This window comes from Actinoplanes sp. OR16 (assembly GCF_004001265.1).
Taxonomy (GTDB): Bacteria; Actinomycetota; Actinomycetes; order Mycobacteriales; family Micromonosporaceae; genus Actinoplanes.
In genome coordinates this window covers 2,875,835-2,902,279 of the sequence record NZ_AP019371.1, presented here as the reverse complement: position 1 = coordinate 2,902,279, position 26,445 = coordinate 2,875,835, and the positions used below count along the sequence as shown (strand labels likewise).

The 26,445-nt window shown below is 68.4% G+C and carries 26 protein-coding genes and 4 tRNA genes; 5 read left to right on the top strand and 25 right to left on the bottom strand.

Features of this window, described 5'->3' with window-relative positions:
• Window positions 1-13: 13 nt before the first annotated feature.
• The 18 genes from EP757_RS13415 to EP757_RS13330 form a co-directional block, all read right to left on the bottom strand.
• The gene (locus tag EP757_RS13415; RefSeq protein ID WP_127554224.1) at window positions 14-328 is read right to left on the bottom strand and encodes a hypothetical protein; all 315 of its coding nucleotides are present in this window, start codon (window positions 326-328) and stop codon (window positions 14-16) included.
• 164 nt (window positions 329-492) lie between these two features.
• Window positions 493-4,383, bottom strand: coding sequence for a DNA-directed RNA polymerase subunit beta' (locus EP757_RS13410; protein WP_127545757.1), 3,891 nt, complete (start codon window positions 4,381-4,383; stop codon window positions 493-495).
• Window positions 4,384-4,471: 88 nt separating this feature from the next.
• The gene (locus EP757_RS13405) at window positions 4,472-7,912 is read right to left on the bottom strand and encodes a DNA-directed RNA polymerase subunit beta (protein ID WP_127545754.1); all 3,441 of its coding nucleotides are present in this window, start codon (window positions 7,910-7,912) and stop codon (window positions 4,472-4,474) included.
• A 562-nt stretch (window positions 7,913-8,474) separates the two neighbouring features.
• Entirely contained in the window at window positions 8,475-8,858 is a 384-nt protein-coding gene (gene rplL, locus EP757_RS13400) for a 50S ribosomal protein L7/L12 (protein WP_127545751.1), read from the bottom strand.
• Window positions 8,859-8,913: 55 nt separating this feature from the next.
• Window positions 8,914-9,459, bottom strand: a complete 546-nt coding sequence (rplJ, locus tag EP757_RS13395) for a 50S ribosomal protein L10 (RefSeq protein ID WP_127545748.1) — start codon at window positions 9,457-9,459, stop codon at window positions 8,914-8,916.
• Window positions 9,460-9,723: 264 nt separating this feature from the next.
• Complete coding sequence (locus EP757_RS13390; RefSeq protein ID WP_127545744.1) at window positions 9,724-10,419, bottom strand: hypothetical protein; 696 nt, start codon at window positions 10,417-10,419, stop codon at window positions 9,724-9,726.
• Complete coding sequence (locus tag EP757_RS13385; RefSeq protein ID WP_127545741.1) at window positions 10,416-11,180, bottom strand: ATP-binding cassette domain-containing protein; 765 nt, start codon at window positions 11,178-11,180, stop codon at window positions 10,416-10,418. Before EP757_RS13385 ends, EP757_RS13390 begins: the two co-directional genes overlap by 4 nt.
• A gap of 76 nt (window positions 11,181-11,256) precedes the next feature.
• Window positions 11,257-11,976: a 50S ribosomal protein L1 gene (gene rplA / locus EP757_RS13380; protein ID WP_127545738.1), complete on the bottom strand. Its 720-nt coding sequence runs from the start codon at window positions 11,974-11,976 to the stop codon at window positions 11,257-11,259.
• 76 nt (window positions 11,977-12,052) lie between these two features.
• Window positions 12,053-12,766 carry a transcription termination/antitermination protein NusG gene (nusG, locus tag EP757_RS13375; protein WP_127545735.1) on the bottom strand — a complete coding sequence of 238 codons (714 nt, stop codon included), beginning with the start codon at window positions 12,764-12,766 and terminating at the stop codon, window positions 12,053-12,055.
• A gap of 79 nt (window positions 12,767-12,845) precedes the next feature.
• Window positions 12,846-13,214: a preprotein translocase subunit SecE gene (secE, locus tag EP757_RS13370; RefSeq protein WP_127545732.1), complete on the bottom strand. Its 369-nt coding sequence runs from the start codon at window positions 13,212-13,214 to the stop codon at window positions 12,846-12,848.
• A 108-nt stretch (window positions 13,215-13,322) separates the two neighbouring features.
• Window positions 13,323-13,395: transfer RNA gene (locus tag EP757_RS13365), tRNA-Trp, on the bottom strand.
• Window positions 13,396-13,476: 81 nt separating this feature from the next.
• Complete coding sequence (locus tag EP757_RS13360) at window positions 13,477-13,872, bottom strand: MaoC family dehydratase (RefSeq protein WP_127545729.1); 396 nt, start codon at window positions 13,870-13,872, stop codon at window positions 13,477-13,479.
• On the bottom strand, window positions 13,869-14,321 hold the full coding sequence (locus EP757_RS13355) for a MaoC family dehydratase N-terminal domain-containing protein (RefSeq protein WP_127545726.1): 453 nt from the start codon (window positions 14,319-14,321) through the stop codon (window positions 13,869-13,871). Before EP757_RS13355 ends, EP757_RS13360 begins: the two co-directional genes overlap by 4 nt.
• A gap of 69 nt (window positions 14,322-14,390) precedes the next feature.
• Window positions 14,391-14,558 carry a 50S ribosomal protein L33 gene (gene rpmG, locus EP757_RS13350; protein WP_014440704.1) on the bottom strand — a complete coding sequence of 56 codons (168 nt, stop codon included), beginning with the start codon at window positions 14,556-14,558 and terminating at the stop codon, window positions 14,391-14,393.
• A 116-nt stretch (window positions 14,559-14,674) separates the two neighbouring features.
• Window positions 14,675-14,747: transfer RNA gene (locus tag EP757_RS13345), tRNA-Met, on the bottom strand.
• Between the two features lie 50 nt (window positions 14,748-14,797).
• Window positions 14,798-14,870: transfer RNA gene (locus EP757_RS13340), tRNA-Thr, on the bottom strand.
• 96 nt (window positions 14,871-14,966) lie between these two features.
• Window positions 14,967-17,495 carry a bifunctional diguanylate cyclase/phosphodiesterase gene (locus EP757_RS13335; protein ID WP_127545723.1) on the bottom strand — a complete coding sequence of 843 codons (2,529 nt, stop codon included), beginning with the start codon at window positions 17,493-17,495 and terminating at the stop codon, window positions 14,967-14,969.
• A gap of 41 nt (window positions 17,496-17,536) precedes the next feature.
• Entirely contained in the window at window positions 17,537-17,872 is a 336-nt protein-coding gene (locus tag EP757_RS13330; protein WP_127545720.1) for a hypothetical protein, read from the bottom strand.
• 59 nt (window positions 17,873-17,931) lie between these two features.
• Between EP757_RS13330 and EP757_RS13325 the strand changes: the two genes are divergently transcribed.
• Entirely contained in the window at window positions 17,932-18,243 is a 312-nt protein-coding gene (locus EP757_RS13325) for a hypothetical protein (RefSeq protein ID WP_127545717.1), read from the top strand.
• A 23-nt stretch (window positions 18,244-18,266) separates the two neighbouring features.
• Here EP757_RS13325 and EP757_RS13320 read toward each other — a convergent pair whose 3' ends face one another.
• Window positions 18,267-18,902 (bottom strand): LysE family translocator, encoded by a 636-nt coding sequence (locus tag EP757_RS13320; protein WP_127545714.1) that lies wholly within the window; start codon window positions 18,900-18,902, stop codon window positions 18,267-18,269.
• Window positions 18,903-18,974: 72 nt separating this feature from the next.
• Here EP757_RS13320 and EP757_RS42785 point away from each other — a divergent pair, with 72 nt between their 5' ends.
• Complete coding sequence (locus EP757_RS42785; RefSeq protein WP_160165793.1) at window positions 18,975-19,142, top strand: hypothetical protein; 168 nt, start codon at window positions 18,975-18,977, stop codon at window positions 19,140-19,142.
• Here the strand turns inward: EP757_RS42785 and EP757_RS13315 are convergent.
• A complete protein-coding gene (locus EP757_RS13315) occupies window positions 19,133-19,624 on the bottom strand; it encodes a YajQ family cyclic di-GMP-binding protein (RefSeq protein WP_127545711.1) in 492 nt (163 codons plus the stop codon). The two genes, EP757_RS42785 and EP757_RS13315, sit on opposite strands and share 10 nt — an antisense overlap.
• Window positions 19,625-19,749: 125 nt before the next feature.
• On the opposite strand from EP757_RS13315, the gene EP757_RS13310 reads away from it, so the two are divergent.
• Window positions 19,750-19,833 (top strand) — tRNA-Tyr (locus EP757_RS13310).
• A gap of 383 nt (window positions 19,834-20,216) precedes the next feature.
• Here EP757_RS13310 and EP757_RS13305 read toward each other — a convergent pair.
• Together EP757_RS13305 and htpX are read right to left on the bottom strand one after the other, a co-directional pair.
• Window positions 20,217-21,461 (bottom strand): MFS transporter, encoded by a 1,245-nt coding sequence (locus tag EP757_RS13305; RefSeq protein ID WP_127545708.1) that lies wholly within the window; start codon window positions 21,459-21,461, stop codon window positions 20,217-20,219.
• A gap of 87 nt (window positions 21,462-21,548) precedes the next feature.
• Window positions 21,549-22,418 (bottom strand): zinc metalloprotease HtpX, encoded by an 870-nt coding sequence (htpX, locus tag EP757_RS13300; protein WP_127545705.1) that lies wholly within the window; start codon window positions 22,416-22,418, stop codon window positions 21,549-21,551.
• Window positions 22,419-22,519: 101 nt separating this feature from the next.
• On the opposite strand from htpX, the gene EP757_RS13295 reads away from it, so the two are divergent.
• Both EP757_RS13295 and EP757_RS13290 read left to right on the top strand, forming a co-directional pair.
• Window positions 22,520-23,530 (top strand): LLM class flavin-dependent oxidoreductase, encoded by a 1,011-nt coding sequence (locus EP757_RS13295; protein WP_127545703.1) that lies wholly within the window; start codon window positions 22,520-22,522, stop codon window positions 23,528-23,530.
• Window positions 23,531-23,539: 9 nt separating this feature from the next.
• Window positions 23,540-24,196, top strand: coding sequence for an MOSC domain-containing protein (locus EP757_RS13290; protein WP_127545700.1), 657 nt, complete (start codon window positions 23,540-23,542; stop codon window positions 24,194-24,196).
• Here EP757_RS13290 and EP757_RS13285 read toward each other — a convergent pair.
• The 3 genes from EP757_RS13285 to EP757_RS13275 form a co-directional block, all read right to left on the bottom strand.
• Window positions 24,193-25,386 (bottom strand): hypothetical protein, encoded by a 1,194-nt coding sequence (locus EP757_RS13285; protein ID WP_127545698.1) that lies wholly within the window; start codon window positions 25,384-25,386, stop codon window positions 24,193-24,195. The two genes, EP757_RS13290 and EP757_RS13285, sit on opposite strands and share 4 nt — an antisense overlap.
• Entirely contained in the window at window positions 25,373-25,885 is a 513-nt protein-coding gene (locus EP757_RS13280; RefSeq protein ID WP_127545695.1) for a SigE family RNA polymerase sigma factor, read from the bottom strand. The genes EP757_RS13285 and EP757_RS13280 overlap by 14 nt, the downstream gene beginning before the upstream one ends.
• A 78-nt stretch (window positions 25,886-25,963) precedes the next feature.
• On the bottom strand, window positions 25,964-26,389 hold the full coding sequence (locus EP757_RS13275; protein WP_127545692.1) for a hypothetical protein: 426 nt from the start codon (window positions 26,387-26,389) through the stop codon (window positions 25,964-25,966).
• Between the last annotated feature and the right edge of the window lie 56 nt (window positions 26,390-26,445).

The following is a 26,445-nucleotide window of genomic DNA, read 5'->3' as shown; positions in this document are numbered from 1 at the left end:
GCCGCATCCCACGTCAATCCGTTCCCGGCGCGAAGTCCTGTCCCCCGGGCACCGCGGCGAGGTGGAGCAGGCCGGCGATGGCGGCCACCACCAGGGTGCCGAGCGCCAGCACGAGACCGCCCCAGGCGAGCCTGCGGCCGCGCCTGATCCACAGGGTGCCGGTCAGGTAGCCACCCGCGGCGTACGCCTCACGGTGCGCCTGACGGGCCAGGAGCAGCGCCAGGGTGGCCGGGATGACGCCACCGACGAACACTCCGGTCAGCAGGCCGATCAGCCCCAGCGCGAAGACCGCACGCGACTTCGTGGAGGGCACCGGCTCCGGATCCATCGGATGGCGGGTGGGCACCGTGGGAAGGGTGGTCACCACACCATCTTAGAAAGCGGTCTCCTTTCTGAGATGGTGTGCCGCCCTTCAGTTTTCCGCTGCGGGAAGGCGCAGAAAGGCCGATGGGGCGGCCGCGCCAAGCGCGACCGCCCCATCGAGAGAAACCCTTAGCGGTACGACCCGAAGTCGAAGTCGTCCAGCGGCACAGCCTGGCCACTGGCCGGCCCGAAGCCGTAGTCGGTCTCGGGGTACCCGGTCATCGAGTACACCTTGGCCTTGGCCTCCTCGGTCGGCTCGACCCGGATGTTCCGGTACTTGCTGATACCGGTACCGGCCGGGATGAGCTTACCGATGATGACGTTCTCCTTGAGGCCCACCAGCGAGTCGCTGCGCGAGTTGATCGCAGCGTCGGTGAGCACCCGGGTGGTCTCCTGGAAGGAGGCCGCGGAGAGCCACGAGTCGGTGGCCAGCGAGGCCTTGGTGATACCCATCAGCACCGGACGGCCGGCGGCGGGCTCGCCACCCTCGCCGACGATCCGGCGGTTCTCCGACTCGAACAGCGCACGGTCGACCAGGATGCCGGGGAGGAACTCCGCGGCGCCCGAGTCGATGACCGTCACCCGCTTGAGCATCTGGCGGATGATGATCTCGATGTGCTTGTCGTGGATGAGCACACCCTGCGAGCGGTAGACCTCCTGGACCTCACTGGTCAGGTGGACCTGGACCGCGCGCGGGCCCATGATGCGCAGCAGCTCGTGCGGGTCGATGGTGCCCTCGGTGAGCTTCTCGCCGACGCCGACGTGGCCGCCGTCCGGGATGCGCAGCTTGACGCGCTTGGAGATCTTGTCGTACACGATCTCCTCGCTGCCGTCGTCCGGCACCACGATGATCTTGCGCGAGCGCTCGCCGTCCTCGATGCGGACGCGACCCGGGGTGTCGGCGATGGGCGCCTTGCCCTTGGGGACGCGAGCCTCGAAGATCTCCTGGACACGCGGCAGACCCTGGGTGATGTCCTCACCCGCGACACCACCGGTGTGGAAGGTACGCATCGTCAGCTGCGTGCCGGGCTCACCGATGGACTGAGCCGCGATGATGCCGACGGCCTCGCCGATGTCGACCGCCTTGCCGGTCGGCAGCGAACGGCCGTAGCAGGCCGCGCAGACGCCGAGCTTCGACTCACAGGTCAGGACGCTGCGCACCCGGACCGTCTCGACGCCGGCCGCGACGAGCGCGTCCACCATGATCGAGTTGAGGTCGTCGCCGCGCGACACCACACGGTTGCCGTTGGCGTCGTCGATGTCGTCGGCCAGCGTGCGGGCGTGGACACCGGTCTCCGCGTGCGTGTGCACGACCAGGGTGCCGTCCGGCTCCCGCTCGCTCACCTGCATCGGGATCGCGCGCTCGGTGCCGCAGTCCTCCTCGCGGATGATGACGTCCTGCGACACGTCCACCAGACGACGGGTCAGGTAACCCGAGTCGGCGGTACGCAGCGCGGTGTCGGCAAGACCCTTGCGAGCACCGTGGGTGGAGATGAAGTACTCCAGGACGGTCAGACCCTCGCGGTACGACGAGGTGATCGGCCGCGGGATGATCTCACCCTTGGGGTTGGCCACCAGACCACGGATCGCGGCGATCTGCCGGAGCTGGAGCAGGTTACCGCGAGCGCCGGAGTTGATCATCACCCAGAGCGGGTTCTCCTGCGGCAGCGCGGTCTCCATCTCCTTGGAGATCTCGTTGGTCGCCTTGGTCCAGATCTCGATGAGCTCGCCGCGACGCTCCTCGGCGGTCATCAGACCACGCTGGTACTGCTTGTCGATGCGGTCGGCCTCGACCTGGTAGCGGGCCAGGATCTCCGGCTTGCGCGGAGGACCGATGACGTCGCCCATGCCGATCGTCACACCGGACCAGGTGGCCCAGTGGAAGCCGGCCTCCTTGAGCGCGTCCAGGGTCGCCGCGAGGACGACCTTCGGGAAGCGCTCGGCGAGGTCGTTGACGATCGCCGACAGCTGACCCTTGCGGATCTCGTAGTTGACGTACCGGTACCCGACCGGCAGCGTCTCGTTGAAGATCACGCGGCCCAGGGTGGTCTCGACCAGGACGGGTTCGCCCTCGGTCCAGTCCTCCGGAGCCTCCCACTTCTCGCCCTTGGCGCCGTTGTCGACACCGATGACGTCGCGGAGACGCAGCTTGATCGGCGCCTGCAGGTGCAGCTCGCCGTTGTCGTACGCCATCCGGGCCTCGGCGTCCGAGCTGAACACCCGGCCCTCGCCCTTGGCGCCCGCCGTGAGGTGGGTCAGGTGGTACAGACCGATGACCATGTCCTGGGTGGGCATGGTGACCGGCTTGCCGTCGGCCGGCTTGAGGATGTTGTTCGACGACAGCATCAGGATCCGCGCCTCGGCCTGGGCCTCGGCGGACAGCGGCACGTGGACCGCCATCTGGTCACCGTCGAAGTCGGCGTTGAACGCCGTACACACGAGCGGGTGGATCTGGATGGCCTTGCCCTCGACCAGCTGCGGCTCGAAGGCCTGGATGCCGAGGCGGTGCAGGGTCGGAGCACGGTTCAGCAGCACGGGGTGCTCGCTGATGACCTCCTCCAGCACGTCCCACACGACCGGGCGCTGACGCTCGACCATCCGCTTGGCCGACTTGATGTTCTGCGCGTGGTTCAGGTCGACCAGGCGCTTCATCACGAACGGCTTGAACAGCTCCAGCGCCATCTGCTTCGGCAGGCCGCACTGGTGCAGCTTGAGCCGGGGGCCGACGACGATGACGGAACGGCCGGAGTAGTCCACGCGCTTGCCGAGCAGGTTCTGACGGAACCGGCCCTGCTTGCCCTTGAGCATGTCGGAGAGCGACTTGAGCGGGCGGTTACCCGGACCGGTGACCGGCCGGCCACGGCGGCCGTTGTCGAACAGCGCGTCGACGGCCTCCTGCAGCATCCGCTTCTCGTTGTTGACGATGATCTCGGGCGCGCCGAGGTCGATCAGTCGCTTGAGGCGGTTGTTGCGGTTGATGACGCGGCGGTACAGGTCGTTCAGGTCGGACGTGGCGAAGCGGCCACCGTCGAGCTGCACCATCGGGCGCAGGTCCGGCGGGATGACCGGGACGCAGTCCAGCACCATGCCGAGCGGCGAGTTGCGGGTGTTCAGGAACGCCGCCACGACCTTGAGCCGCTTGAGCGCCCGGATCTTCCGCTGGCCCTTACCGGTGCGGATGATCTCCCGGAGGTTCTCCGCCTCGGCGTCCAGGTCCATGTTCTCGAGCAGGGCCTTGATGGCCTCCGCGCCCATGCCGCCGGTGAAGTACTCACCGAAGCGGTCCCGGAGCTCGCGGTAGAGCAGCTCGTCGGTGACCAGCTGCTTGGAGTCGAGCTTGCGGAAGGTGTCCAGCACCTCGTCGAGCCGGTCGATCTCGCGCTGCGCCTTGTCGCGGATCTGGCGCATCTCGCGCTCGCCGGCTTCCTTGACCTTGCGGCGCACGTCGGCCTTGGCGCCCTCGGCCTCGAGCTCGGCGAGGTCCTGCTCCAGCTTGGCGGCCCGCTTCTCGATCTCGGAGTCGCGGCCGTTCTCGGACTGGCGCTTCTCGGCGAAGATCTCGTTCTCGATCGTGGACATGTCGCGGTGACGCGCCTCGGCGTCAACGCTCGTCACGACGTACGAAGCGAAGTAAATGATCTTCTCGAGGTCCTTGGGGGCGAGGTCCAGCAGGTAGCCCAGCCGGCTCGGAACGCCCTTGAAGTACCAGATGTGGGTCACCGACGCGGCCAGCTCGATGTGACCCATGCGCTCACGGCGGACCTTGGACCGAGTCACCTCGACGCCGCAGCGCTCACAGATGATGCCCTTGAACCGGACCCGCTTGTACTTGCCGCAGTAGCACTCCCAGTCCCGCTGCGGACCGAAGATCTTCTCGCAGAAGAGTCCGTCCTTCTCGGGCTTGAGGGTGCGGTAGTTGATCGTCTCGGGCTTCTTGACCTCGCCGTGCGACCACTGCCGGATGTCGTCAGCGGTAGCAAGGCCGATGCGCAACTCGTCGAAGAAGTTGACGTCGAGCACTTGGACTATCCCTCGTGTTTCGTTGCTCGGGTGAATTCCAGGCCGGCGGGAGGGTCCCCGGAGCTCTCACTCCGGGGACCTTCGACCGTCAGATCTCTTCGACGCTGCTGACGCCCTCGTTCGGGCGCCGGGACAGGTCGATGCCGAGTTCTTCCGCGGCCCGGAAGACCTCGTCGTCGGTCTCGCGCATCTCGAGGGCCACACCGTCGCTGGACAGCACCTCAACGTTCAGGCACAGCGACTGGAGCTCCTTGAGAAGCACCTTGAACGACTCCGGGATTCCCGGCTCCGGGATGTTCTCGCCCTTGACGATGGCCTCGTAGACCTTCACTCGGCCCAGGACGTCGTCGGACTTGATGGTCAGCAGCTCCTGCAGCGCGTAAGCCGCACCGTAGGCCTGCATCGCCCAGCACTCCATCTCGCCGAACCGCTGGCCACCGAACTGCGCCTTACCACCGAGCGGCTGCTGCGTGATCATCGAGTACGGACCGGTCGACCGTGCGTGGATCTTGTCGTCGACCAGGTGGTTGAGCTTGAGGATGTAGACGTAGCCGACCGAGATCGGGTCCGGCAGCGGCTCACCCGAGCGGCCGTCGAACAGCTGCGCCTTGCCGTCACCGTTCACCAGGCGCTTGCCGTCCCGGTTCACCAGCGTCGACTCGAGCAGACCCTTGATCTCCTCCTCCTGGGCGCCGTCGAAGACCGGGGTCGCGACGTTGCTGTCAGCAGGGGACTCGTGGGCCTCGATGGCGCGGAGCTGACGCTTCCAGTCCTCGTCCTCGCCCTCGATCTGCCAGCCGGTCTTGGCGATCCACCCGAGGTGGGTCTCCAGGACCTGGCCGATGTTCATACGCGAGGGCACACCCAGCGGGTTGAGCACGATGTCGACCGGGGTGCCGTCCTCGAGGAACGGCATGTCCTCGACCGGCAGGATCTTGGAGATGACGCCCTTGTTGCCGTGACGACCGGCGAGCTTGTCACCGTCCTGGATCTTGCGCTTCTGGGCGACGTAGACCCGGACCAGCTCGTTCACACCCGGGGGCAGCTCGTCGCCGTCCTCGCGAGAGAACGTGCGGACGCCGATGACCGTGCCGGTCTCACCGTGCGGCACCTTCAGCGAGGTGTCCCGGACCTCCCGGGCCTTCTCACCGAAGATCGCGCGGAGCAGCCGCTCCTCGGGGGTCAGCTCGGTCTCGCCCTTCGGCGTGACCTTGCCGACCAGGATGTCGCCGGGGACGACCTCGGCGCCGATCCGGATGATGCCGCGCTCGTCCAGGTCGGCGAGCATCTCCTCGCTGACGTTGGGGATGTCGCGAGTGATCTCCTCCGGACCCAGCTTGGTGTCACGGGCGTCGACCTCGTGCTCCTCGATGTGGATCGAGGTGAGCACGTCCTGCTGCACGAGGCGCTGCGACAGGATGATCGCGTCCTCGTAGTTGTGGCCTTCCCAGCACATGAACGCGACCAGCAGGTTGCGTCCGAGGGCCATCTCGCCCTCGTCGGTGCAGGGACCGTCGGCGATGACCTGGCCGGCCTCGACCCGGTCACCCTCGAAGACGACCGGCTTCTGGTTGACGCAGGAGCCGGCGTTCGAGCGGCGGAACTTGTGCAGCAGGTAGGTCCGGCGGTGGCCGTCGTCCTGGTGCACCGTCACGTAGTCGGCGCACAGGTCCTCGACCACGCCGCCGACCTCGGCGACGACCACGTCACCGGCGTCGACCGCGGCGCGGTACTCCATGCCGGTGCCGACCAGCGGCGACTCCGCCTTGACCAGCGGCACGGCCTGACGCTGCATGTTCGCGCCCATGAGGGCACGGTTGGCGTCGTCGTGCTCGAGGAAGGGGATCATCGCGGTCGCGACCGAGGTCATCTGCCGCGGCGACACGTCCATGTAGTCGACCTCGGTGCCGGGCACGTAGTCGACCTCACCGCCCTTACGGCGGACCAGGACGCGGTCCTCGGCGAACGTGTTGTCACTGGACAGCACGGCGTTCGCCTGGGCCTTGATGAACCGGTCTTCCTCGTCGGCCGTGAGGTAGTGCACCTCGTCGGTGACGATGCCGTTCTCGACCTTCCGGTACGGCGTCTCGATGAAGCCGAACGGGTTGACCCGCGCGAACGTCGAGAGAGCGCCGATCAGGCCGATGTTCGGGCCTTCCGGGGTCTCGATCGGGCACATCCGGCCGTAGTGGGACGGGTGCACGTCACGGACCTCGAAGCCGGCCCGCTCACGGGACAGACCACCCGGGCCGAGCGCCGACAGACGGCGACGGTGGGTCAGACCCGCGAGCGGGTTGGTCTGGTCCATGAACTGCGACAGCTGCGACGTGCCGAAGAACTCCTTGATCGCCGCCACGACGGGACGGATGTTGATCAGAGTCTGCGGCGTGATCGCCTCGACGTCCTGGGTCGTCATGCGCTCACGGACGACGCGCTCCATCCGGGACAGGCCGACGCGGACCTGGTTCTGGATGAGCTCGCCGACCGTCCGCAGACGGCGGTTGCCGAAGTGGTCGATGTCGTCCGCCTCGTAGCCTTCCTCACCGGCGTGCAGCCGGCAGAGGTAGTCCACGGTCTTGACGATGTCTTCCTCGGAAAGCGTGCCCCGGACGATCGGGACGTCGATCTCGAGCTTCTTGTTGAACTTGTACCGGCCGACCTTGGCAACGTCGTACCTCTTCGGGTTGAAGAAGAGGTTGTCGAGCAGGGTCTGCGCGTTCTCCCGGGTGGGGGGCTCGCCCGGACGCAGCTTGCGGTAGATGTCTAGCAGGGCCTCGTCCTGCCCGGCGATGTGGTCCTTCTCCAGCGTCGTCATGAGCAGCTCGGACCAGCCGAACCGCTCACGGATCTGGTCGGCGGACCATCCGATCGCCTTCAGCAGGACGGTGACGGCCTGCCGGCGCTTGCGGTCGATGCGGACACCGACGGTGTCGCGCTTGTCGATGTCGAACTCCAGCCAGGCACCCCGGCTCGGGATGACCTTGACGCTGGTGAGGTCGCGGTCGGAGGTCTTGTCCGGCTCCTTGGTGAAGTACACGCCCGGCGAACGGACGAGCTGACTCACCACGACCCGCTCGGTGCCGTTGATGACGAACGTCCCCTTGGGGGTCATCATCGGGAAGTCACCCATGAACACGGTCTGGCTCTTGATCTCGCCAGTGGTGTTGTTGGTGAACTCCGCGGTCACGAACAGCGGGGCACAGTAGGTCAGGTCCTTCTCCTTGCACTCCTCGATCGAGGCCTTGACCTCGTCGAATCGCGGAGCCGAGAAGGACAGCGACATGGTGCCGGAGAAGTCCTCAATGGGACTGATCTCTTCGAGGATCTCTGCGAGGCCCGAGTGGGCGTGCGGGTCGTCCGTCGTCCGGGCCTGCCAAGCCTCGTTGCCGACCAGCCAGTCGAAGGAGTCCGTCTGGAGGGCGAGGAGGTTGGGGACCTCTAGCTGCTCGGTGATCCGGCCGAAAGAGACCCGGCGGGGTGCGTAAGCGCTCGACGTACGGCTGGTCTTCGCAGGGCGGGAAGCTGCCAAGATGCGTCCTTCCGAGGACCGGTGCTGCGGTGCGGCTGAAAATCTGCTGCGGCTGAGTTGCTGGTGCAACTGGTCTGCGTGCACTCCAATGAGCCCCCGGGAAATTATCCACATGGATATCCCGACAGGCATCAAGACAGAAGGCAGCGCAAACTAGCAGTGTAGCCGCTCGGCTAACCGCTGTCCAGCCCACACCTGAGGTGGCCCACGGAACGTGTCCCCACCTGCGGTGGGGCCGCTCAGAAACGCGGCAACTCTCCCTCGGGTGCCGGTCTGCGAGCATCCGGACAACACCGGTTACCCACAGCGCGACTGTCGCAAGCGCGGAAACTTGCTGATGTCAGCGTGCCTGTCAGGGGACACACAGTCAAGGGCTGTGCCGCGGGTCGGACCGCCGCGGTAATCCGCCAGGCGCACCATTGGGACCTTAACGCATGAAAAACGAGCTTTGACAAGATTTGTCGCCCACTCGCGTGAGCTGCCCAAACCGCTGGAGATACACCGATGGCGGAGACCCGGAACGGATCTCCGCCATCGACGAACAACGCTGAGGAGCGTTAGATCACTTGAGGGTGACCTTGGCGCCTTCGCCCTCGAGCTTGGCCTTGGCGGCCTCGGCCTTCTCCTTGTTGACACCCTCGAGGATCGCCTTGGGGGCGGACTCGACGGCGTCCTTGGCCTCCTTGAGGCCCAGGCCGGTCAGCTCACGCACGACCTTGATGACCTGGATCTTCTTGCCGCCGTCGCCCTCGAGGACGACGTCGAAGGAGTCCTGCTCGACAGCAGCCTCGGCAGCAGCGCCCGGGGCGGCAACGCCGGCGACCGCAACCGGGGCGGCGGCCTTGACGTCGAAGACGTCCTCGAACTGCTTCACGAACTCGGAGAGCTCGATGAGGGTCATTTCCTTGAACGCGTCGAGCAGCTCGTCGTTGCTGAGCTTCGCCATGTCTGGCAACCTTTCCTAAGTTCTTGCTTGACGTTTACAGGTCCGAGCGAAGCCGTCAGGCCTCGGCCGAACCGTCCTTCTCACGCTCAGCCCGAAGGGCGTCCACGGTCCGCACCGCCTGCGAGAGCGGGGCCTGGAACGTGGCAGCGGCCTTGCTGAGGCCGGCCTTGAGGGCACCGGCCAGCTTGGCCAGCAGAACCTCACGGGACTCGAGGTCAGCGAGCTTGTTGACCTCGTCCGCCGAGAGAGCCTTGCCCTCGAAGACACCGCCCTTGATGACGAGAACGGGGTGGGCCTTGGCGAAGGCACGAAGGCCCTTGGCCGCCTCGACCACATCGCCCTTGACGAAGGCGAGCGCGGTAGGACCGGTGAACAGAGCGTCGAGGCCCTCGATACCCGCGTCGGTGGCCGCACGCTTCGCGAGAGTGTTCTTCGCGACCGCGTACTTGGCCTCGGTGCCCAGCGTGCGACGGAGCTCGGTGAGCTCCTTCACGGTGAGGCCGCGGTATTCGGTCAACACGGTGGCCGTCGAGTCACGGAAGAAATCCGTGAGCTCGGCGACGGCCGATGCCTTGTCGGCCCGGACAGGCTTGTCCGCCATGTCCCTCCTCTCCTAGTGCTCAGCCACTGGCAAAAAGAGGGTCCGGACAAGCAAAACGCCCCGGCGCAGGGCACGGGGCGGAGTCAGGCACACGCGAACGCGGCCGGAAATCACAACCTGTCCCTGCGCAGGTCGCCCGCTCGTGCGGGACCTTCGGCCGCGGCGTCCGTCGTGGTGACGGTCACTGCGGCGACCAGCGGTCTATGGGTGTTACTTCGATGAGCCAGCGTACGCGGGACCGCCCTGGAAACCAAATCGACGCCGTCACGCCCGTCCGCGACGCAGCCGGCCGTAGACGGCGAGCGTGACGGCACACCACAGCAGGGTCCATCCGACCAGCTTCGCCACGGTGACGGCGGGCGGGGCGGGACCGTCGCTGAGGGCTCGCGCCGTCGCCATCACCGGCGGGACCAGCCACGGCACGATCGAGTCGCGCAGCCCCAGCACGATCGCCAGCACCGAGCCGGTCACCAGGACCGCCACGCCGGGAAGGACCCGCCGGGTCACGGCACGGGCGGCCAGCGCGCCGAGGGCCAGGGCGCCGAGCAGCGACAGGAGGTGAGCGAGGACACCGAGGAGGATGCCGGTGGCCAGTGGCGCCTCGTCCGCGCCGGCGGGTCCCCGGATACCGCCGAACGGCCACGGCGCCAGCATTGCGAGCAGGCACACCCCGGCCCCGAGCAGCGCGGCGGCGGACAGGCCCGCTGCCGCCTCCCGGGCCGGGCCGACAGCCAGCCGGGCCAGCCTGCGCTGCACGTCCGGTTCGGTGTCCAGGACCAGCTTGGTGATCCAGGCGAGGATCGGGAAGAGGGCCACGGCGGAGTACCCGTAGGCGGCCGCCGCCGGGGAGGCGCCGCCGCCGTAGAGGACGGAGAGGGCCACCAGCACGGCTACCAGTGGCGGGAGGGCGCGGCCACTGCGGGCGAAGCCGGCCACGCGCATCCTGGTCAGGGCTGTCATCTCTCCTCCTGGACCCGGTCGGCACGGGGCTTCTCCCGTACGGCCAAGACGCGGTGACCGGAGGCACGCAGCCGGTCCACCGCCGCGGCCGCCTCATGGCGCCGGACCGCCACCTCGACGATCATCTCGTCCTCATCCGGGGACTCGGCGGGCGCAGGCGACCCCGTGAGATGCAGTTCGCCCGCCGTCACGGTCCAGTGCACGGCGCCCGGCAGGTTCGCGATCTCACCACGGTGATCGCTCACCAGGACCACTCCCCCGGCCTCGGTCACCTCGGTGACGATCTCCGGGATCAGGGTGCGGGAGGCGGCGTCCAGGCCCTCCCACGGCTCGTCCAGGACCAGCAGACCCGGCGGGGTGAGCAGCGCCTGGGCGAGACCCACCTTCTGCGCGGTGCCCTTGGAGAGGTCGGCGAGCGGAGTTCCCGCATGCGCGGCGAGACCCAGGCGCTCGATCCAGGGGTCGGCGGCAGCGGGTGGCAGGCCCCGCACCGAGGCCATCGCGCGCAGGTATCCGGCGGCCGTGAACGGCTGTGCGGCCGGGAAACGCTCCGGAACCCAGCCGACCACTGCCGGACGGTCCCGGATCGCGCCGCGCACCGGGCGCAGGACGCCGGCGGCCAGCTGGAGCAGGGTGGACTTGCCGGCGCCGTTCGCGCCCAGCACCACGACCGTCTGACCCGGCTCGGCCGTGGCCCCGGCGTCGCGCAGGGCCCACGGTGCGCTCCGGGCGTACCGGAACCAGATCCCCTCGAAACGCATGGCCGGTAGCCTCCCACGACGAAGCCCCCGGGGTTGTCCCCCGGGGGCTTCGACTCAGTGCTGTGGAACGGGCGGATCAGGCCTCGGTGCTGCTCGGGTTGAGGTTCTTCTGCGCGTTCGGGTCGACCTGGACGCCCGGGCCCATCGTGGTGGCGACGGTGACCTTCTTGAGGTACTTGCCCTTGGCGGCGGACGGCTTGGCCCGGAGGATCTCCTCGAGCACCGCGGCGTAGTTGTCGACCAGCTGCTCGGCCGAGAACGACGACTTACCGATGATCAGGTGCAGGTTGGAGTGCTTGTCCACCCGGAAGGTGATCTTGCCGCCCTTGATCTCGTTGACGGCCTTGGTGACGTCCATGGTCACGGTGCCGGTCTTCGGGTTCGGCATGAGGCCACGCGGGCCGAGGATCCGGGCGATACGGCCGATCTTGGCCATCTGGTCCGGCGTCGCGATCGCGGCGTCGAAGTCCAGCCAGCCACCCTGGATCCGGGCGACGAGCTCGTCGGTGCCGACCTCGTCGGCGCCGGCCGCGACGGCCTCCTCGGCCTTCGCGCCCTGGGCGAACACGATGACGCGGGCGGTCTTGCCGGTGCCGTGCGGCAGGTTGACGGTGCCGCGGACCATCTGGTCGGCCTTACGCGGGTCGACGCCGAGACGCATCGCGACCTCGACGGTCGCGTCGAACTTGACCGGGTTCGACTCCTTGGCGAGCTTCACGGCCTCGAAGGGCTCGTAGAGCTTGTTGGCGTCGATCGACTCGGCGGCCTTGCGGTAGGCCTTGCTGCGCTGTGCCATTTCACTTACTCCTGTGGTTGATGGCGGGACCGCTTCCTTCGCGGTCCCTCCCACTGAAATCGCCGTTGTGCGGCGATCAGATCTTGGTGACCTGGTTGAAGTTCAGCTCGACCGGAGTCTCCCGGCCGAAGATCGAAACCAGGACCTTGAGCTTCTGCTGGTCGGCGTTGATCTCACTGATCGAGGCCGGCAGCGAAGCGAACGCGCCGTCGGTGACGGTGACCGAGTCGCCGACCTCGAAGTCGAGGACCTTGACTTCGACCTTCGCCTTCTTCTCCTCGGCAGCGACGGCCGGGGCCAGCCACTTCAGCACCTCGTCGAGCGAGAGCGGGGCCGGGCGGTCGACCCGGTCGGTGGCGCCGACGAACCCGGTCACGCCCGGCGTGTTGCGCACGCAGGAGTAGGACTCGGGGGTCAGGTCCATCCGGACCAGGATGTAACCGGGGAAGACCTTGGCCTGCACCTGGTTGCGCTTGCCGTTCTTGACCTCGACCTCTTCGCGGGTCGGGACCTCGACCTGGAAGATGAAGTCCTCCATGTCGAGGCTCGTGATCCGGGTCTCGAGGTTGGTCTTGACCTTGTTCTCGTAGCCGGCGTAGGAGTGCACCACGTACCAGTCGCCGGGCGCGTAGCGCAGCTTCTGCCGCAGCTCCTTGACGGGGTCGTAGTCCTCGTCCACTTCGGGCGCCTGGTCGGCGACCGGTTCGTCGGCCGCCTCCACCGACTCGTCGGTGACCAGCGACGACTGCTCGTCAGCAAACTGCGCGGTCTCGTCGTCGTACTCAGGCACGCTCGCTCACTTCTCCAGATCAGGTCTCTTCGGTTCGGGTCTCCGGGGCCGGCCGGTCAGCCGGGGCCGCTTCGGCTGGTCAGCCGAGGGCCCAGAGGATGCCCTTCCCGAAGACGTAGTCCAAGCCTGACACGATCGCGGTCACGACCACCACGAAGACGATCACGACGCTCGTGTAGGTCAGCAGTTCCTTGCGCGTCGGCCAGATGACCTTGCGGAGCTCGCTGACGACCTCGCGGAAGAAGCTCCCGACGCGGCCGAGAGGCCCGCCACGACGCTTCTTGGCCTTCGGGCTGTCCGAGTCGGCCGAACGCTCGGCCAGCGCGGTCCCACCGCTGCCGGTCGCAGTGTCGGCGGCGTCGTCCGGCACATCGTCACCGGCGGCGGCGTCGGCGCGGAGCTCGTCGTCGCCCGGGACGTCGTCACCGGGCCGGTCCTTCTCGGCCACTTCGCCCTACTTCCGTCGTCGGTGGGTCTTGATGGTCCCGTCAGAGCTCGACCAGACGCGGAAGTTGTGCGAACCGCGCACCGGGCGGGCACGTCGAGGAGGATTGCGCAGGGGTGACAGGACTTGAACCTGCAGCCTGCGGTTTTGGAGACCGCTGCTCTGCCAATTGAGCTACACCCCTTCGCGGGACCTGCGTCGCTGACGACTCAGAGCCCCACGGCGCACCAGTGTACGGGTACGCCCGCTGTTATCCCAACCCGGGCTACCGCTTCCTGATGAGCGCCTGTGCCAAGGACAGTACCTTGTCGCCGTTGCAGGTCGCGGTCAGGCTCAACCGGACGTGTCCATCCTCGGTGATCTCCTTGACCGTGCCGCTCACCACGACCTCGGTTCCCTCGTCGGTGTCGGGCACCGGAACCGGGCGGGCGAACCGCACGCTGAACTCGACCACAGCGTCGGGAGCGCCGGCCCACGCCGTCACCGCGCGGCCGACCAGAGCCATGGTGAACATGCCGTGCGCGATGACGCCGGGCAGGCCCACACCGGTCGCCTGGCGCTCGCTCCAGTGGATCGGGTTGAAGTCGCCCGAGGCGCCCGCGTAGCGCACCAGATCGGCCCGGGTGACCCGGAAGGTCTGCGGCTCCAGAACGTCGCTCATTTGGCCTCCTCGCCGCGCTGAACCAGCTTCGACCAGACCGTGACGACCGGCTCGCCGGCTTCGGTGCGCACCTCGGTCCGGGTGGTGATGAACTCGTGGCCGCCGCGGCTGGTGATGTCCTCCACCGCGTTCACACAGACGAGCGCGTCGCCGGCGACCACCGGGCGGGAGTAGGCGAACCTCTGGTCGCCGTGCACCACGCGGGTGTAGTCGAGCCCGAGCGCCGGGTCGGAGATGATCTGCCGGCTCGAAGCCATCGTGAAGACCACCGGGAACGTGGGCGGGGCCACCACGTCGGTGTAGCCGAGGGCTCGAGCCGCCTCGGGGTCGTGGTATTCCGCGTCGGTGGCGCCGATCGCCCGGGCGAACTCGCGGATCTTCTCCCGGCCCACCAGATAGGGCTCGGAGGCCGGCCAGCTGCGGCCGATGAAGGACTGGTCCAGGGACATGCCCCACAAACTACTCTGCGCCGCCCGGATGACTCCGGACGGCGCAGGGTGCGTCTTTTAAGACGAAGATCAGCGGGTCTCGCGGTGCAGGGTGTGCTTCCCGTCGCGCGGGCAGAACTTCTTCAGCTCAATCCGGTCCGGGTCGTTACGCCGGTTCTTCTTGGTGATGTAGTTCCGGTCCTTGCACTCCGTACACGCCAGGGTGATCTTCGGACGGACGTCGGTCGCCTTGGCCACGGCGGGGTGCCTTCCTGCTAACGGGGTTCTAACTGTCGACGAACCAGCCTAGACGCTTGGGCCGCCGAACTGCAAAGTGGGCCCCGGGACGGGGAACCACCAGGGATTTTACCAAGTAGCGGTGGCCGGACTTGAACCGGCGACACAGCGATTATGAGCCGCTTGCTCTGCCATCTGAGCTACACCGCCGAGCCAGGCTCATAAGTTCATCGCCTGCGGGGCGGGAACGAACCCGGAAGAGCCCCCTTACGGAATCGAACCGTAGACCTTCTCCTTACCATGGAGACGCTCTGCCGACTGAGCTAAGGGGGCTTGCTGCTTCGCGATCTCTCGCTCGCTGCAGAAGTAAGACTACACGGCCTTGCATCGGGGGTGAAATCGGTATCCCCATAACGGGATCGCCCCAGGTCAGATCACTGCGCGGAGCCTGCGGACCTCGCCGGTGGGAGTGGACTCCGGCTCGGTCTGGGCCGCCAGCCAGGCCTCCAGCCGCTCGAACGGCAGCGGCCGGCTGAAGAGGTATCCCTGGCCCAGCTCACAGCCCATCTCCTCGAGCAGATCGAGGGTGAGCTCGCTCTCCACACCCTCGGCGACCACGGTGAGGCCGAACTCGCGGGACAGGCCGACCACCGCCCGGACGATCGCGAGATCGCCGGAATCGGTCGCCATGCCCTGCACGAAGCTGTCGTCGATCTTCACCTCGTGGACCGGCCACTGGCGCAGGTAGGCCAGCGAGGAGGCGCCCGTGCCGAAGTCGTCGACGCTGAGCCGCACGCCGAGGTCCCGGAGGCGGTAGAGGGTGGGCAGCACCCGCTCGATGTCGTTGAGCATCCCCGGCTCGGAGATCTCGAAGGTCACCAGACCCGGATCCACCCGGTACGTCGCCAGCATCTCCTCGACCACATCGGGGAAGCGGGAGTCGAGCAGGGTCCGCGCCGACAGGTTCACCGCGATCGAGAGCGGCCGGTCCGCGTCCGCCCAGTCCCGGCAGCGCCGCAGGCCGGCGCTGAGCACCACCTCGGTCAGCCGGGCCAGCTGGCCGGTGTGCTCGGCCACCGCCACGAAGTCCTCCGGGGCGACCTCGCCGTGCGCCGGGTGCGCCCAGCGGGCCAGGCACTCCACGCCGACCACGTGCCGGTCGGCCAGGGTCACCATGGGCTGGAAGTAGACCTCCAGCTGACCGTTGTCGAGCGCGCGCCGCAGGTCGGCGGCGATGCCGAGCCGGCGGACCGCGCGGGACTCCAGCGCCGGATGGAAGGGCTGCACGCCGTACGGCAGGGCCTTCGCCGCGTTCGCTGCCAGCTCGGCCCGCTGGAGAAGCGTCTCCGGGTCGCTGCCGTGGTCGGGGTAGACCGCCACGCCGACCGCGGTGTCCACGTCCAGGGTGAGCGAGCCGACCGCGAGCGGGCCACGCAGCCGTTCCCTCATCTGGGTGGCGAGCGCGATGGTCGCCTCCAGGCTCTCCGCCCGCAGCGTCACCACGAACTCGTCGCCGCCGATCCGGCCGACCAGGGCGCCCGAGTCGGCGATGCCGCGCAGCCGGGCCGCCACCTCGGAGAGCAGCTTGTCACCGGCGGCGTGCCCCATCGACTCGTTGACGTTGCGCTGCCCGTCGACGTCGAAGAGGACCACCGCGACGACCTCGTGCTCGGCGTGCACCCGGACCGACTCCGCCAGGGCGTCCACGATCCGGCGCCGGTTGGGCATCCCGGTCAGCCGATCGTGGTACGCGTCGTGGCGCAGCCGGTCGACCAGCCGCGAGTTCTCCACGGCGGCCGCGGTGTGCGCCGCGATCGTCTCCAGCACCTGCATGTCGCTGTCCTGGAAGCTGCGGCTCTCACCCAGACGGTTGACCACCTCGAGCGTGCCGATCATGGCCGAGCCGGATCGGAGCGGCACCACCAGCACGTCTTTCATTCCGGCCTCGCGCAGCGCGCCGCGGAGATGCTCGGTGTCCCGGAACTGGGAACCGACCCCGACGACCCGGCGCTCCTCGATCGCGAAGTCGCGGACCGCGGCCGGAACCGGTGAGACGTCGAGCAGTCCCTTGTTGTCCACCTGAGCGCTGAGCAGCACCTCCGGGTAGCGGTCCTGGGGTGCGAGCCAGAGGGTCGCGTACTCCGAGCGCATCAGCGCGCGGACCCGGCCGAGCAGGACGTCGGGCAGGGCGTTGTCCGTACCCTCCTTGCGCACCGCCTGAGTCAGCTCGTAGACGTCGGCGAGCGTGCGGTGCTGCCGGAACACGCCGGCGAACGAGCGGAGCAGCAGGGTCAGCGCCACGGCCAGGACCGCGAGCAGGAGCGCGGACCACTTGGTCTCCTCGAGCGCGATCAGGAAGAGCAGGCCGACCGCCGCGTTGACCCCGGCGATCACCACGTTCGGCACGCTGGCCCGGAGCACGTCGGGGCCGGCCCGGCCGCCCTGCACCAGGCTCATCACGCCGGCCAGGCAGGCGAGCTGCACCAGCACGCTGACCGCGACGGCCAGGCCGAGGATCCCCCAGGTGCTCAGGCCGGCCTCGGTCATCCGCGGGAACGCGCCGATCACCAGGAGCGCGGCGCAGATGCTCGCCGCCTGCTTCGCCACGTTGAACCAGGCCTTGACCGGCGCGATGGCCGTCCGCATCTGGATGCACAGCATGCCGAGGGCGACGACGCCGACCATCAGCACGGGCGAGACGTAGTAGAGCCCCAGGACCAGCGGCACCTCGGTCACTGTCACCGCGAAGGCGCTGCGCCGGATCACGACGTTGAACGAGGCGAGCTGACTGACCAGGTAGAACGCGAAGATGATCAGGCCGGCGAGCCAGTCCTCGTACCAGTCGGGGGACTCGATCCAGAACGCCAGGGTGCAGGCCACCGCGAACAGCGCCAGCGGGCCGGTGATGAGCCAGGCGTAGTCAGCGGAACGCTGCCGGGATCGCGAACGGCCGGCCATGGCGCTCCTCTGATAGGTGGCGCGGAAAGGTGACTGGGAGCTCAGTCCCAGTTGAAGTCCAGGGTGCTGTAGATGACGGCCGCGGACTCCTCGGCAGCCGCTGGACCAGCGGCAAGACCACCTAGAACAGACGCCAGCACAAGAACCAAACCGGCAATGCGGCTCAGTTTGCTTGCAGACATGTGCGGCTCCTGATGGTGCGGGTATTCCGGGTCGGTGTCCTGATGTTGCCACACCACTTGTGCGACAGGCAGCGTCGATCGGCGGGTCGAACCGACACATCCCGAAACAATGGCCGAACGGTTGAGTCGATCTCGCGACTCGGGGTCCAAGAATTGGGGGCTTTGCGCCGGATTTACCGACAGAAGTGAGGGCAATTCGCCTCCACTCGTCAAGGTTGCTTGACGTCAAGGCAGCCTGACGCGAGCATCTTCCTGTGACGACACCGGAAGAACTCGAATCCCGGCACACGCTGGTGACCGCGACGTCTCGGTACAACGATCTCCGGATGCGTGAGGCGCTCGCCGCCATGGACCCGGAAGGCTCCCCCGGCCTCACCCGGGACGAGGCCCTGGAGATGCTCGCGCTGAGCGAGGTGGTGATCCGCAAGGCCGGGTACGGGCGACAGCCGATGATCCGGACAGCACGCGGCGCCGGCGCCTCCTGGGCCCAGATCGGCGCCGCCGTCGGCAGCAGCAAACAGGCGGCCTGGGAGGCGCATCAGCGCTGGCTCGACAGCCAGGCCTGACTTCTCCTTACTTACTACTGCTGTCAGCGGCTCGACAGGCCCAGCCGGACACCGAAACCGAGCAGGGCCACACCGGTTCCGGCGTCGACGCCACGCCGCACCGCCCGCCGGGCCAGGAATCCACGCGCGCTCTGCGCCGCCAGAATGATCACCGTGAACCAGAGCAGGCCCTCGAGGTCGTGCACCAGCGCCAGCAGCAGGCCCATGCCGAGCGGCGACGCCCCGTCCGGCAGGAACTGCGGGATCACCGCGATGTAGAAGGCGCCGACCTTCGGATTCAGCAGGTTCGTCAGGAAGCCGCGCCCGAACGTGCTCCACAGCGTGGGCGTCCGAGTCGTCACCTCGGGCTCGTCACCGGCACGGTCCCGCCGCAGCGCCCCACGGATCATTTTCAGACCCAAGAAGATCATGTACGCCGCACCGGCCACCCGCAGGACCGTGTAAGCCAGCGAGGAGGCCGCCAGCAGCGCGGCGGCGCCGACCGCGGCCGCCGCACCCCAAGCCAATGCGCCGGCGCCGATCCCGAACGCCGTCGCGAACGCGGGACCCCGGCCCATCGTGATCGCGGCCCGCAGCACCAGGGCGGTGTCCAGCCCCGGTGTGATGGTGAGCAACGCGCCGAGTAGTGCGAACGAGAGCACAGCGTCCATGACGTCCATGCCGGCCATCCTGCTCGGCGTGACGCCCCGATTGCCGGTGGGTTCCCAGGTGGTGGGCTTTCCCTCGTACCGATGAATCGGCTCTCAATGATCGCTCGTCCGGCGCTCTCGGACGACCGTGCCGGAGGCCTCACCCGGAAGGCGGGCCCCCACCACGAAGACGACGAGCGCCGCGCCGAACAGGACGTGGTAGCCGCCGGCGTCCCGATCGCTGCGGAACGAGCAGCCGATCAGCGGTAGTTCGTGAACTGCAGCGCGACCCCGAAGTCCTCCTGCTTGAGCAGGGCGATCACGGCCTGCAGATCGTCGCGCTTCTTGCCGGTCACCCGCAGCTGGTCGCCCTGGATCTGCGGCTGCACGCCCTTCGGGCCCTCGTCCCGGATCTTCTTGCTGATCGCCTTCGCCTTGTCCGACTCGATCCCCTCCACGACCTTCAAGTCGATCTTGTAGGTCTTGCCGGACTGGCGGGGCTCGCCGGCGTCCAGCGACTTCAGGGAGATGTTCCGCTTCACCAGCTTCTCCTTGAAGACGTCGAGCGCGGCCGTGGCCCGCTCCTCGGTCTCCGACGTGATGGTGAACGCCTCCCCCGACTTCGCGACGACGGTGCCCGTGCCGCGGAAGTCGAAGCGGGTGGCGAGCTCCTTCTCCGCCTGGTTGAAAGCGTTGTCGACCTCCTGCCGGTCGACCTTGCTGACGATGTCGAACGACGGGCTGGCTGCCATGATCAGACTCCTTGTTGTGCGGGGTGGTTGGGCCCCTGGACATGCCGACCGTACCCGGTTGCGGGGGCGGTCTGCGGTACGGCTATTCTGATGTCCGCTGCTGCGGGAGACCGCGGTGGTTCCCAGGCGGGTTGCCCGAGCGGCCAATGGGAGCGGACTGTAAATCCGTCGCGAAAGCTACAGAGGTTCGAATCCTCTACCCGCCACCACTGGGAAATGGAAGCCCCTCACCTGCGGAAACGCGGAGGAGGGGCTTCTTTCGTTTGATCCAGCCGGGTCCGGCCCTCTACCGGCGGTCGGGGCGGACCGCGGGCAGGTCGATCATGTCCCGATGGCGTTCACGCGATCCCGAGTTGGACCGGCAGCGCCGAAGCCGAGACCGAAATCGGAGACCGCTCGGCAGGTTCAGGGCGAACTCACCGTGGGATTCCTGCTCCGACCGACCGAGCGGCTGCAACCGCCTCGGCCGTCCACCGGCGCGTGGTTGTCGGACCCGACTAGGTCGCGGCGCTGCTTGGCTGTGTGAAATCGCTCGGTGATCTCGCGTTGAACCACGGAAACCCGGACGGCTCATTGCGCGGCGAGTGAGGGCTTAGGCGGGTTCCATCGTCAGGGGCTCGGCTGCGTGGCGGTCGGCCCGGGACATCGAACCGTGCGGCAGCGCCGCCACGGCGGCCGCGAGCAGGACGACGGAACCGGCGAAGACGAAGGCCCACGGCAGGCCGCCGGGCTGGTCGACGATCAGGCCGGCCAGGGCGCCGCCGGCAGCGCTGCCCGAGACGGAGACGGTGACCATCCAGGTGTAGGCCTCGTTCAGCATGCCGGCCGGGGCGAGGCGGCCGACCAGGCTGTTCTCGACGGTCAGGGCCGGGGCGATGGTGGCGCCGCCGATGATCAGGGCGGCGGCCAGCCAGGAGGGGCTGGGCATGAGGGCCAGGATCGTGAAGCTCGTGCCGACGGCGGCGAGCAGCCAGGCGAACTGCCTGGTCAGGGCCATGGCGGGGCGGCGGGTGCCGAACCAGATGCCGCCGATGGCGCTGCCGACACCCCAGATGCCGAGCAGGACGCCGCCGAGGCCTTCGCCGCCGCCGTGCTGGGACGCGTACGCGGGGACGATCACGCCGGCCGCGCCGAACGCGATGCCGAGGGCGGTGACGCAGATCAGCAGGTGGGGGAAGCCGACGGCGCGGAGCGGGCCGAGGCCTCTGCCGGCGTGGTCGGCGTTGTGGGAGGCGTGCAGCCGCATGACCGGGAGGCGGGAGATCCACAGGGTGCCGACGAGGGTGGCGACGGCGGCGCTGGCGAGGGCTGCCGCAGGTTCGCCGGTGACCACCATGAACGCGGCGACGAGCATCGGGCCGAGGACGAAGACGAGTTCGAAGAGGGAGGTCTCGGCGGCCATCGCGGCGCTGCGCAGTGACGTGGACGCGGTCATGTCGGTCCAGGCGCGGCGGATCGCCGCGGTCAGGGGCGGGTACGTCGCCCCCGCCACCGCCGAGGCCGTGAAGATCCACGCGAGGGCGTCCTCACCGCCACGGCTCGCGAGGATCAGCGCGCCGAGGGCGAGCGGATGCAGCACCGCCGTGGCGAGCAGGATCGGTGCCGCCCCGATCCGGTCGGCGAGCCGCCCCGCGACCGGGCTGAGGGCCGCGCCGGCGAGGGCGTAGACGCCACCGGCTAGACCGGCCGCCGCGTACCGCCCGGTGGCCTGTTCGACCAGGAGCAGCAGGGCGAGCGGGGTCATCCCGATACCGAGGCGGGCCAGGATGCCCACCACCAGGAGCACTCGGCCACCCGGCAGTCGCCACACGCCAAGGTACTGACGCAACGCGGTCACGGGCAGGCCTCCGGGATCAGGATCGGTAACGACTGAAAAGCGTTCCGAGCCTAACGCCGGAGGCCCCGTTAACAGAATTGAAATACGTCACCTGCGGGTCAGCGACGCCTGCTGGTGAAGCCGCTGGATGCGTTCCTCCATCGGCGGGTGGGTGGAGAAGAGCGCCGACAGGCCACCGCCCCGGAACGGGTTGGCGATCATCAGGTGCGCGCTGCTCGCGAGCTGCCCGTCGGCCGGGAGCGGCATCCTCTGCGTACCGTGATGAATCTTCTCGAGGGCGCTGGCGAGAGCGAGCGGGTCACGGGTGAGCGTGGCGCCGGACGCGTCCGCCTGGAACTCCCGGTTGCGGCTGATCGCCAGCTGGATGATCGACGCGGCCAGCGGGCCGAGGATCACCATGAGCAGCAGGCCGGCCGGGTTGGGGCTGTCCTCGTCGTCGGAGCTCATGAACGGCAGGAAGAACGCCAGCTGCGCGAGCATCGTGATGATGCCGGCCAGACCGGCGGCGACGCTGGAGATCAGGATGTCGCGGTTGTAGACGTGTGACAGCTCGTGGCCGATCACGCCGCGCAGCTCACGCAGGGTCAGCAGCCGGGTGATGCCGACGGTGACCGCCACCGCCGCGTGCTCCGGGTTGCGCCCGGTCGCGAACGCGTTGGGCTGCATCGACGGCGAGACGTAGAGCCGGGGCATCGGCTGTCCCGCCTCGCCCGCCAGTTCGCGGACCATCTGGTAGAGCTCGGGGAACTCCGCCTCGCTGACCGGCCGGGCGCCCATCGAGCGCAGCGCGAGCTTGTCCGAGTAGAAGTAGCTGAAGGCGTTCATGGCCAGCGAGACGATCACGGCGAGCACCAGGCCGCCGCTACCACCCAGCCAGTAGCCCACGGCGAGGATCAGGCCGGTGAGCAGACCCAGCAGAGCAGCTGTCTTGAGGCCGTTGTGATGGCTGGACAACATCCACTCCTTATGACTGCGGGTTTGTGACCCGCACTTCACTGAACGTCGATCACCTGCTGTCTCATCCCGAGCACGCTGTGAGTTCGCTGTAGCTTCGAAGGATGCGCACGAACAGGGTTCCGCTCTCCGTCCTCGATCTCGCCACGGTCCGGGAGGGGTTCGGCAGCGCCGACGCGCTCCGCGGCACCATCGAGATCGCCAAGACAGCGGACGAGCTGGGGTACTCGCGATTCTGGGTCGCCGAGCACCACAACATGCCGGCGGTCGCGTCCACCACGCCACCGGTCCTGATCGGCGCCGTCGCCGCGAACACGTCAAGGATCCGGGTCGGCTCCGGCGGCGTGATGCTGCCGAACCACATGCCGTTCGTGGTCGCCGAGCAGTTCGCCCTGCTGGAGGCCCTCTACCCGGACCGCATCGACCTGGGCATCGGCCGGGCCCCGGGCACCGACCAGGCGACGGCTCAGGCGCTGCGCGGGGTCTCGCCCTATCTGACCGTGGAGCAGTTCCCTGATCACTTGCAGACCGTGATGGCGCTGCTCGGCGACGAGCGCGCGTCCGTTCCGGGTCGCCTCTCCGCCACGCCGGCGGCTGAGTCGTACCCGGAGATCTGGGTCTTGGGATCCTCCACCTATGGCGCCCAATTGGCCGGTGCGCTCGGGCTGCCGTTCTGTTACGCCTACCACTTCGCGATGAGCTCCGATGTGGACGGCGCCGCCCGGCTGTACCGGGACGGTTTCCAGCCGTCGCCGCGATACCCGGAACCGCACCTCATGGTGAGCGCCTCGGTGCTGGCCGCGGAGACCACCGAGGAGGCGCAGCACCTCGCCGGTCCCAGCCGGATCATGGCGCTGAGCCTGCGGACCGGGCGGCTCGGCCCGATCGTCTCACCGGAGACCGCCGCCGCGAAGGAACTCTCCGACCTCGACCGGGCCGTGCTCGACTCGCTGCCCGGCACGCAGTACGCCGGAACCGCCGAGGAGGTCGTCGCCGGTCTCGAGGAACTCGTCGAGCGGACCGGGGCGGACGAGCTGATCCTGGCCGGTGCGGTGTTCGACCCGGCGACCCGGCAGGACAGCCTGGGCCGGATCGCGAAGGCCTGGGGGCTCTAGGCTCGGGGCATGGGGACTGTTCTCACCGTCAATGTCGGCAAGTCCGAGCACAATCCGGCGAAGGGTGTCGGGATCACCGGCATCGGCAAACGCCCGGTCGACGGCCCGATCGAGGTGCGGCCGCCCGGCCCGAAGACCACCGGGCTGCACAGCGGCGTGATCGGCGACTTCATCGGCGACACGAAGCATCACGGCGGCGACGACCAAGCGGTTTATGCGTACGCCCGGGAAGACTACGAATGGTGGGAAGCCGAACTGGGCCGCGAGCTGCCGAACGGCCTCTTCGGCGAGAACCTGACCACCGAAGGCCTGGACCTGCTCGGCGCGGTGATCGGCGAGCAGTGGCACTTCCCGTCCGGAGTGGTGCTCCAGCCGACGTTCGGCCGCATCCCGTGCTCGACGTTCCAGCATCGGATGGGCGAGCAGCGCTGGATCAAACGGTTCGCCCTCGCCAACCGGACCGGGGCGTACCTGCGCATCCTCAATCCCGGCGAGATCAGCGCCGGCGACCGGGTGGAGGTGGTCGATCGCCCCGGCCACGGGCTGACCGTGGCCGAGGCGTTCGACATCTACATGCACGACCCGGATCGGCTGTCCCGCCTCCTGGTCGCTGACTCCCTGCCCCCGTCGATGCGCAGGGAGATCTCGGAGCGCTTGTCGCGCTAATCACACCGCCAGATGATCGGTACGACGGGACGCTCCGCGGCGATGCCGCTCATGTTCGAGCCGGCGACCACCCGGGCGTCCTCGCTGATGAATGTGACGCCGAACGAGTCGTCCTCGTACTTCTCCAGTTTCGGCAGGCGAAGGATCTGGTCGCCGACGTAGACGACCGGGGCGTCCTGGATGAATCCGCCGCCCCGGCGCTGCACGGCCGGCACCTGCACGACGTACCGGTCGTCGTTCAGTTTCTGCCAGGTCCGGCTGCCGGGTTCGTACCGGTGGAGCGCTGACACGGCGGCCCCGAATCCGGCGCTGCCCCGCACGCTCGACGCCACCTCGGCGTAGACCCATCCGAAGTGGATCGCGATCGCCCGGACCTCGGCCTCCTTGCCCGGGGCGGCCTTCGGCGGTGCGATCCTCTCGATCGAGCCGTCCGCGTGCCAGAGGTAGAGCGCACTCGCCGCCCTGCTTCCGAGCGCGGTGAGGATGGTGCCGTCCTCGGTGATGTCGAAGGCCTGCCCCTCGGTCATCCCGTCGGGCAGGACCATCAGCTCGGGTTCGGCGTCCCACGACGACCACCGTTGCGGCACCGAACCGCTCCTGGCGCCCTCGGTGTCGCCGGCCACCACCCCCGCGTCGTTGATCGCTACCGGGTTGCCGGTTCCCTTCATCCGGGTGATCTCGCCGTCGTGGAGCGCGTACGGCTCGGTGTTCCCGGCGACCGTCGACCCCACCGCGATCCCGGAGGCGTTGATGTCCTCCATCGCGACCTTCGGGCTCTTCTGCGGTACGGCGGCGACCAGTTTCCCGTTCCGCCAGACCAGGACGTCGTGGTCGCCGCCGTCGACCGGCTCGCTGGTGCCGACCAGATAGGTGCCACTCGGGTCCCCCGCGTTCACCGACGCCGACTTCGCGTCACCCATCGGCAGCATCGACGGCGTGCACGCGGTCGGCAGGGCCGGGTCGGCCGGCAGCGCGGGCGGCGTCTGCGGGGCCGGTGGGCGCAGCACCAGCACGCCACCGGTGATCGCCACAGCCACGCCGGCGACGGCCGCCGCGCTGGACCAGGCCCGGACCCGGCGAACCCGCAGGCCGTCCTTCATCGCCTTGGCGACGTCGATCTTGCTGGGCCCGTCCGGCGCCCCGGTGTCGAGTGGCCGCAGCAGCAGATTTCCGTAGTCATCGTCGTTCATGACGTGCTCCGCTCTTCATCGGGGCGGGTTCACCGAGGATCCGGCGCAGTGCGGTGAGGCCGTGCGAGGTCTGGCTCTTCACCGTCCCCTCGGAGCAGCCGAGGATTTGGGCCACCTCCGCCACCGGCCGATCACAGAGGAACCGCAGCACCAGAACCGCCTGCTGCTTCGCGGGCACCTGCGACAACGCGGCGCGCAACACGGTCCGTTCCTCGAGATCCGGCCGCCCGGCCCCTTCCTCCCGCTCCGGCGCCGCCGCGAACAACCCGACCCGCCACCAGCCGCGCCGCTTCTCGTCCAGGAACGACCGGACGATCATCGTGTGCACGTAGGCGTCCACGTTCTCGGCACTCGAAACCCGTGGCCACCGCGCGTACAACTTGGTGATGGTCTCCTGAACCAGGTCGTCCGCCTGATCCCGGTTCCCGCTGAGCAGATAGGCGAGCCGTCTCAGCGCGGGAAGGCGCCCGTTGACGTACGCCAGATAATCCTCATCCATCCCGCTCCCCGTTCCTGCCGTCACTTAGATAGACGCCAGTGCGCAGGACCCGGTTGTATGCGATTTCCTCGTACGTCGTCAGTCGCGCAGTTGCCGGTGCAACTGACCCGCGACACCGACGACGACGGTGAACCGGAAAACCTGAATCTCCTCGACGGCGAAACTCCCGGTGACGACGGGCGGTGGCGCATAGCCGTACACCTCGTCGTCGTTCAGGCTCAGCCCCCGCCGGTGGAACGCGGCCGTCGCCAGCACGCCCTGAAGGTACTGGTCCTGCCCGTCCTGAGTCCCCAACTCGGCAACCAGCTCGTCGCGGCCGGCCCAGCCGGGCACGAGCTCCCCGCCGAACGTGTCGAGGAACCACCAGCCGCCCGCCGAATCCTCCAGGAAGACATTCCCGAACAGCGACGCGAACCGAGGCGTCTTCCCCCGCAGGTCCAACCAGGACCACGACTCCAGCGCGGCCGCGAACTGCTCGTCACTGAACTGTTTGGTGAGTTCCACCCCCCGATCCGACCACGCCCCACCACCCCGGTCCAGCCCGATGCCCGCCACCACGG

Excerpts from the sequence above, each read along its gene's own strand:
- rplJ (WP_127545748.1), bottom strand. The coding sequence starts at position 9,459 with ATGGCGGACAAGCCTGTCCGGGCCGACAAGGCATCGGCCGTCGCCGAG.
- EP757_RS13290 (WP_127545700.1), top strand. The coding sequence starts at position 23,540 with ATGGGGACTGTTCTCACCGTCAATGTCGGCAAGTCCGAGCACAATCCG.
- EP757_RS13280 (WP_127545695.1), bottom strand. The coding sequence starts at position 25,885 with ATGGATGAGGATTATCTGGCGTACGTCAACGGGCGCCTTCCCGCGCTG.
- EP757_RS13285 (WP_127545698.1), bottom strand. The coding sequence starts at position 25,386 with ATGAACGACGATGACTACGGAAATCTGCTGCTGCGGCCACTCGACACC.
- htpX (WP_127545705.1), bottom strand. The coding sequence starts at position 22,418 with ATGTTGTCCAGCCATCACAACGGCCTCAAGACAGCTGCTCTGCTGGGT.
- rplL (WP_127545751.1), bottom strand. The coding sequence starts at position 8,858 with ATGGCGAAGCTCAGCAACGACGAGCTGCTCGACGCGTTCAAGGAAATG.
- EP757_RS13335 (WP_127545723.1), bottom strand. The coding sequence starts at position 17,495 with ATGGCCGGCCGTTCGCGATCCCGGCAGCGTTCCGCTGACTACGCCTGG.
- EP757_RS13320 (WP_127545714.1), bottom strand. The coding sequence starts at position 18,902 with ATGGACGTCATGGACGCTGTGCTCTCGTTCGCACTACTCGGCGCGTTG.
- EP757_RS13315 (WP_127545711.1), bottom strand. The coding sequence starts at position 19,624 with ATGGCAGCCAGCCCGTCGTTCGACATCGTCAGCAAGGTCGACCGGCAG.
- EP757_RS13390 (WP_127545744.1), bottom strand. The coding sequence starts at position 10,419 with ATGACAGCCCTGACCAGGATGCGCGTGGCCGGCTTCGCCCGCAGTGGC.
- EP757_RS13355 (WP_127545726.1), bottom strand. The coding sequence starts at position 14,321 with ATGTCCCTGGACCAGTCCTTCATCGGCCGCAGCTGGCCGGCCTCCGAG.
- rplA (WP_127545738.1), bottom strand. The coding sequence starts at position 11,976 with ATGGCACAGCGCAGCAAGGCCTACCGCAAGGCCGCCGAGTCGATCGAC.
- EP757_RS13385 (WP_127545741.1), bottom strand. The coding sequence starts at position 11,180 with ATGCGTTTCGAGGGGATCTGGTTCCGGTACGCCCGGAGCGCACCGTGG.
- EP757_RS13295 (WP_127545703.1), top strand. The coding sequence starts at position 22,520 with ATGCGCACGAACAGGGTTCCGCTCTCCGTCCTCGATCTCGCCACGGTC.
- EP757_RS42785 (WP_160165793.1), top strand. The coding sequence starts at position 18,975 with ATGAATCGGCTCTCAATGATCGCTCGTCCGGCGCTCTCGGACGACCGT.
- EP757_RS13360 (WP_127545729.1), bottom strand. The coding sequence starts at position 13,872 with ATGAGCGACGTTCTGGAGCCGCAGACCTTCCGGGTCACCCGGGCCGAT.
- EP757_RS13415 (WP_127554224.1), bottom strand. The coding sequence starts at position 328 with ATGGATCCGGAGCCGGTGCCCTCCACGAAGTCGCGTGCGGTCTTCGCG.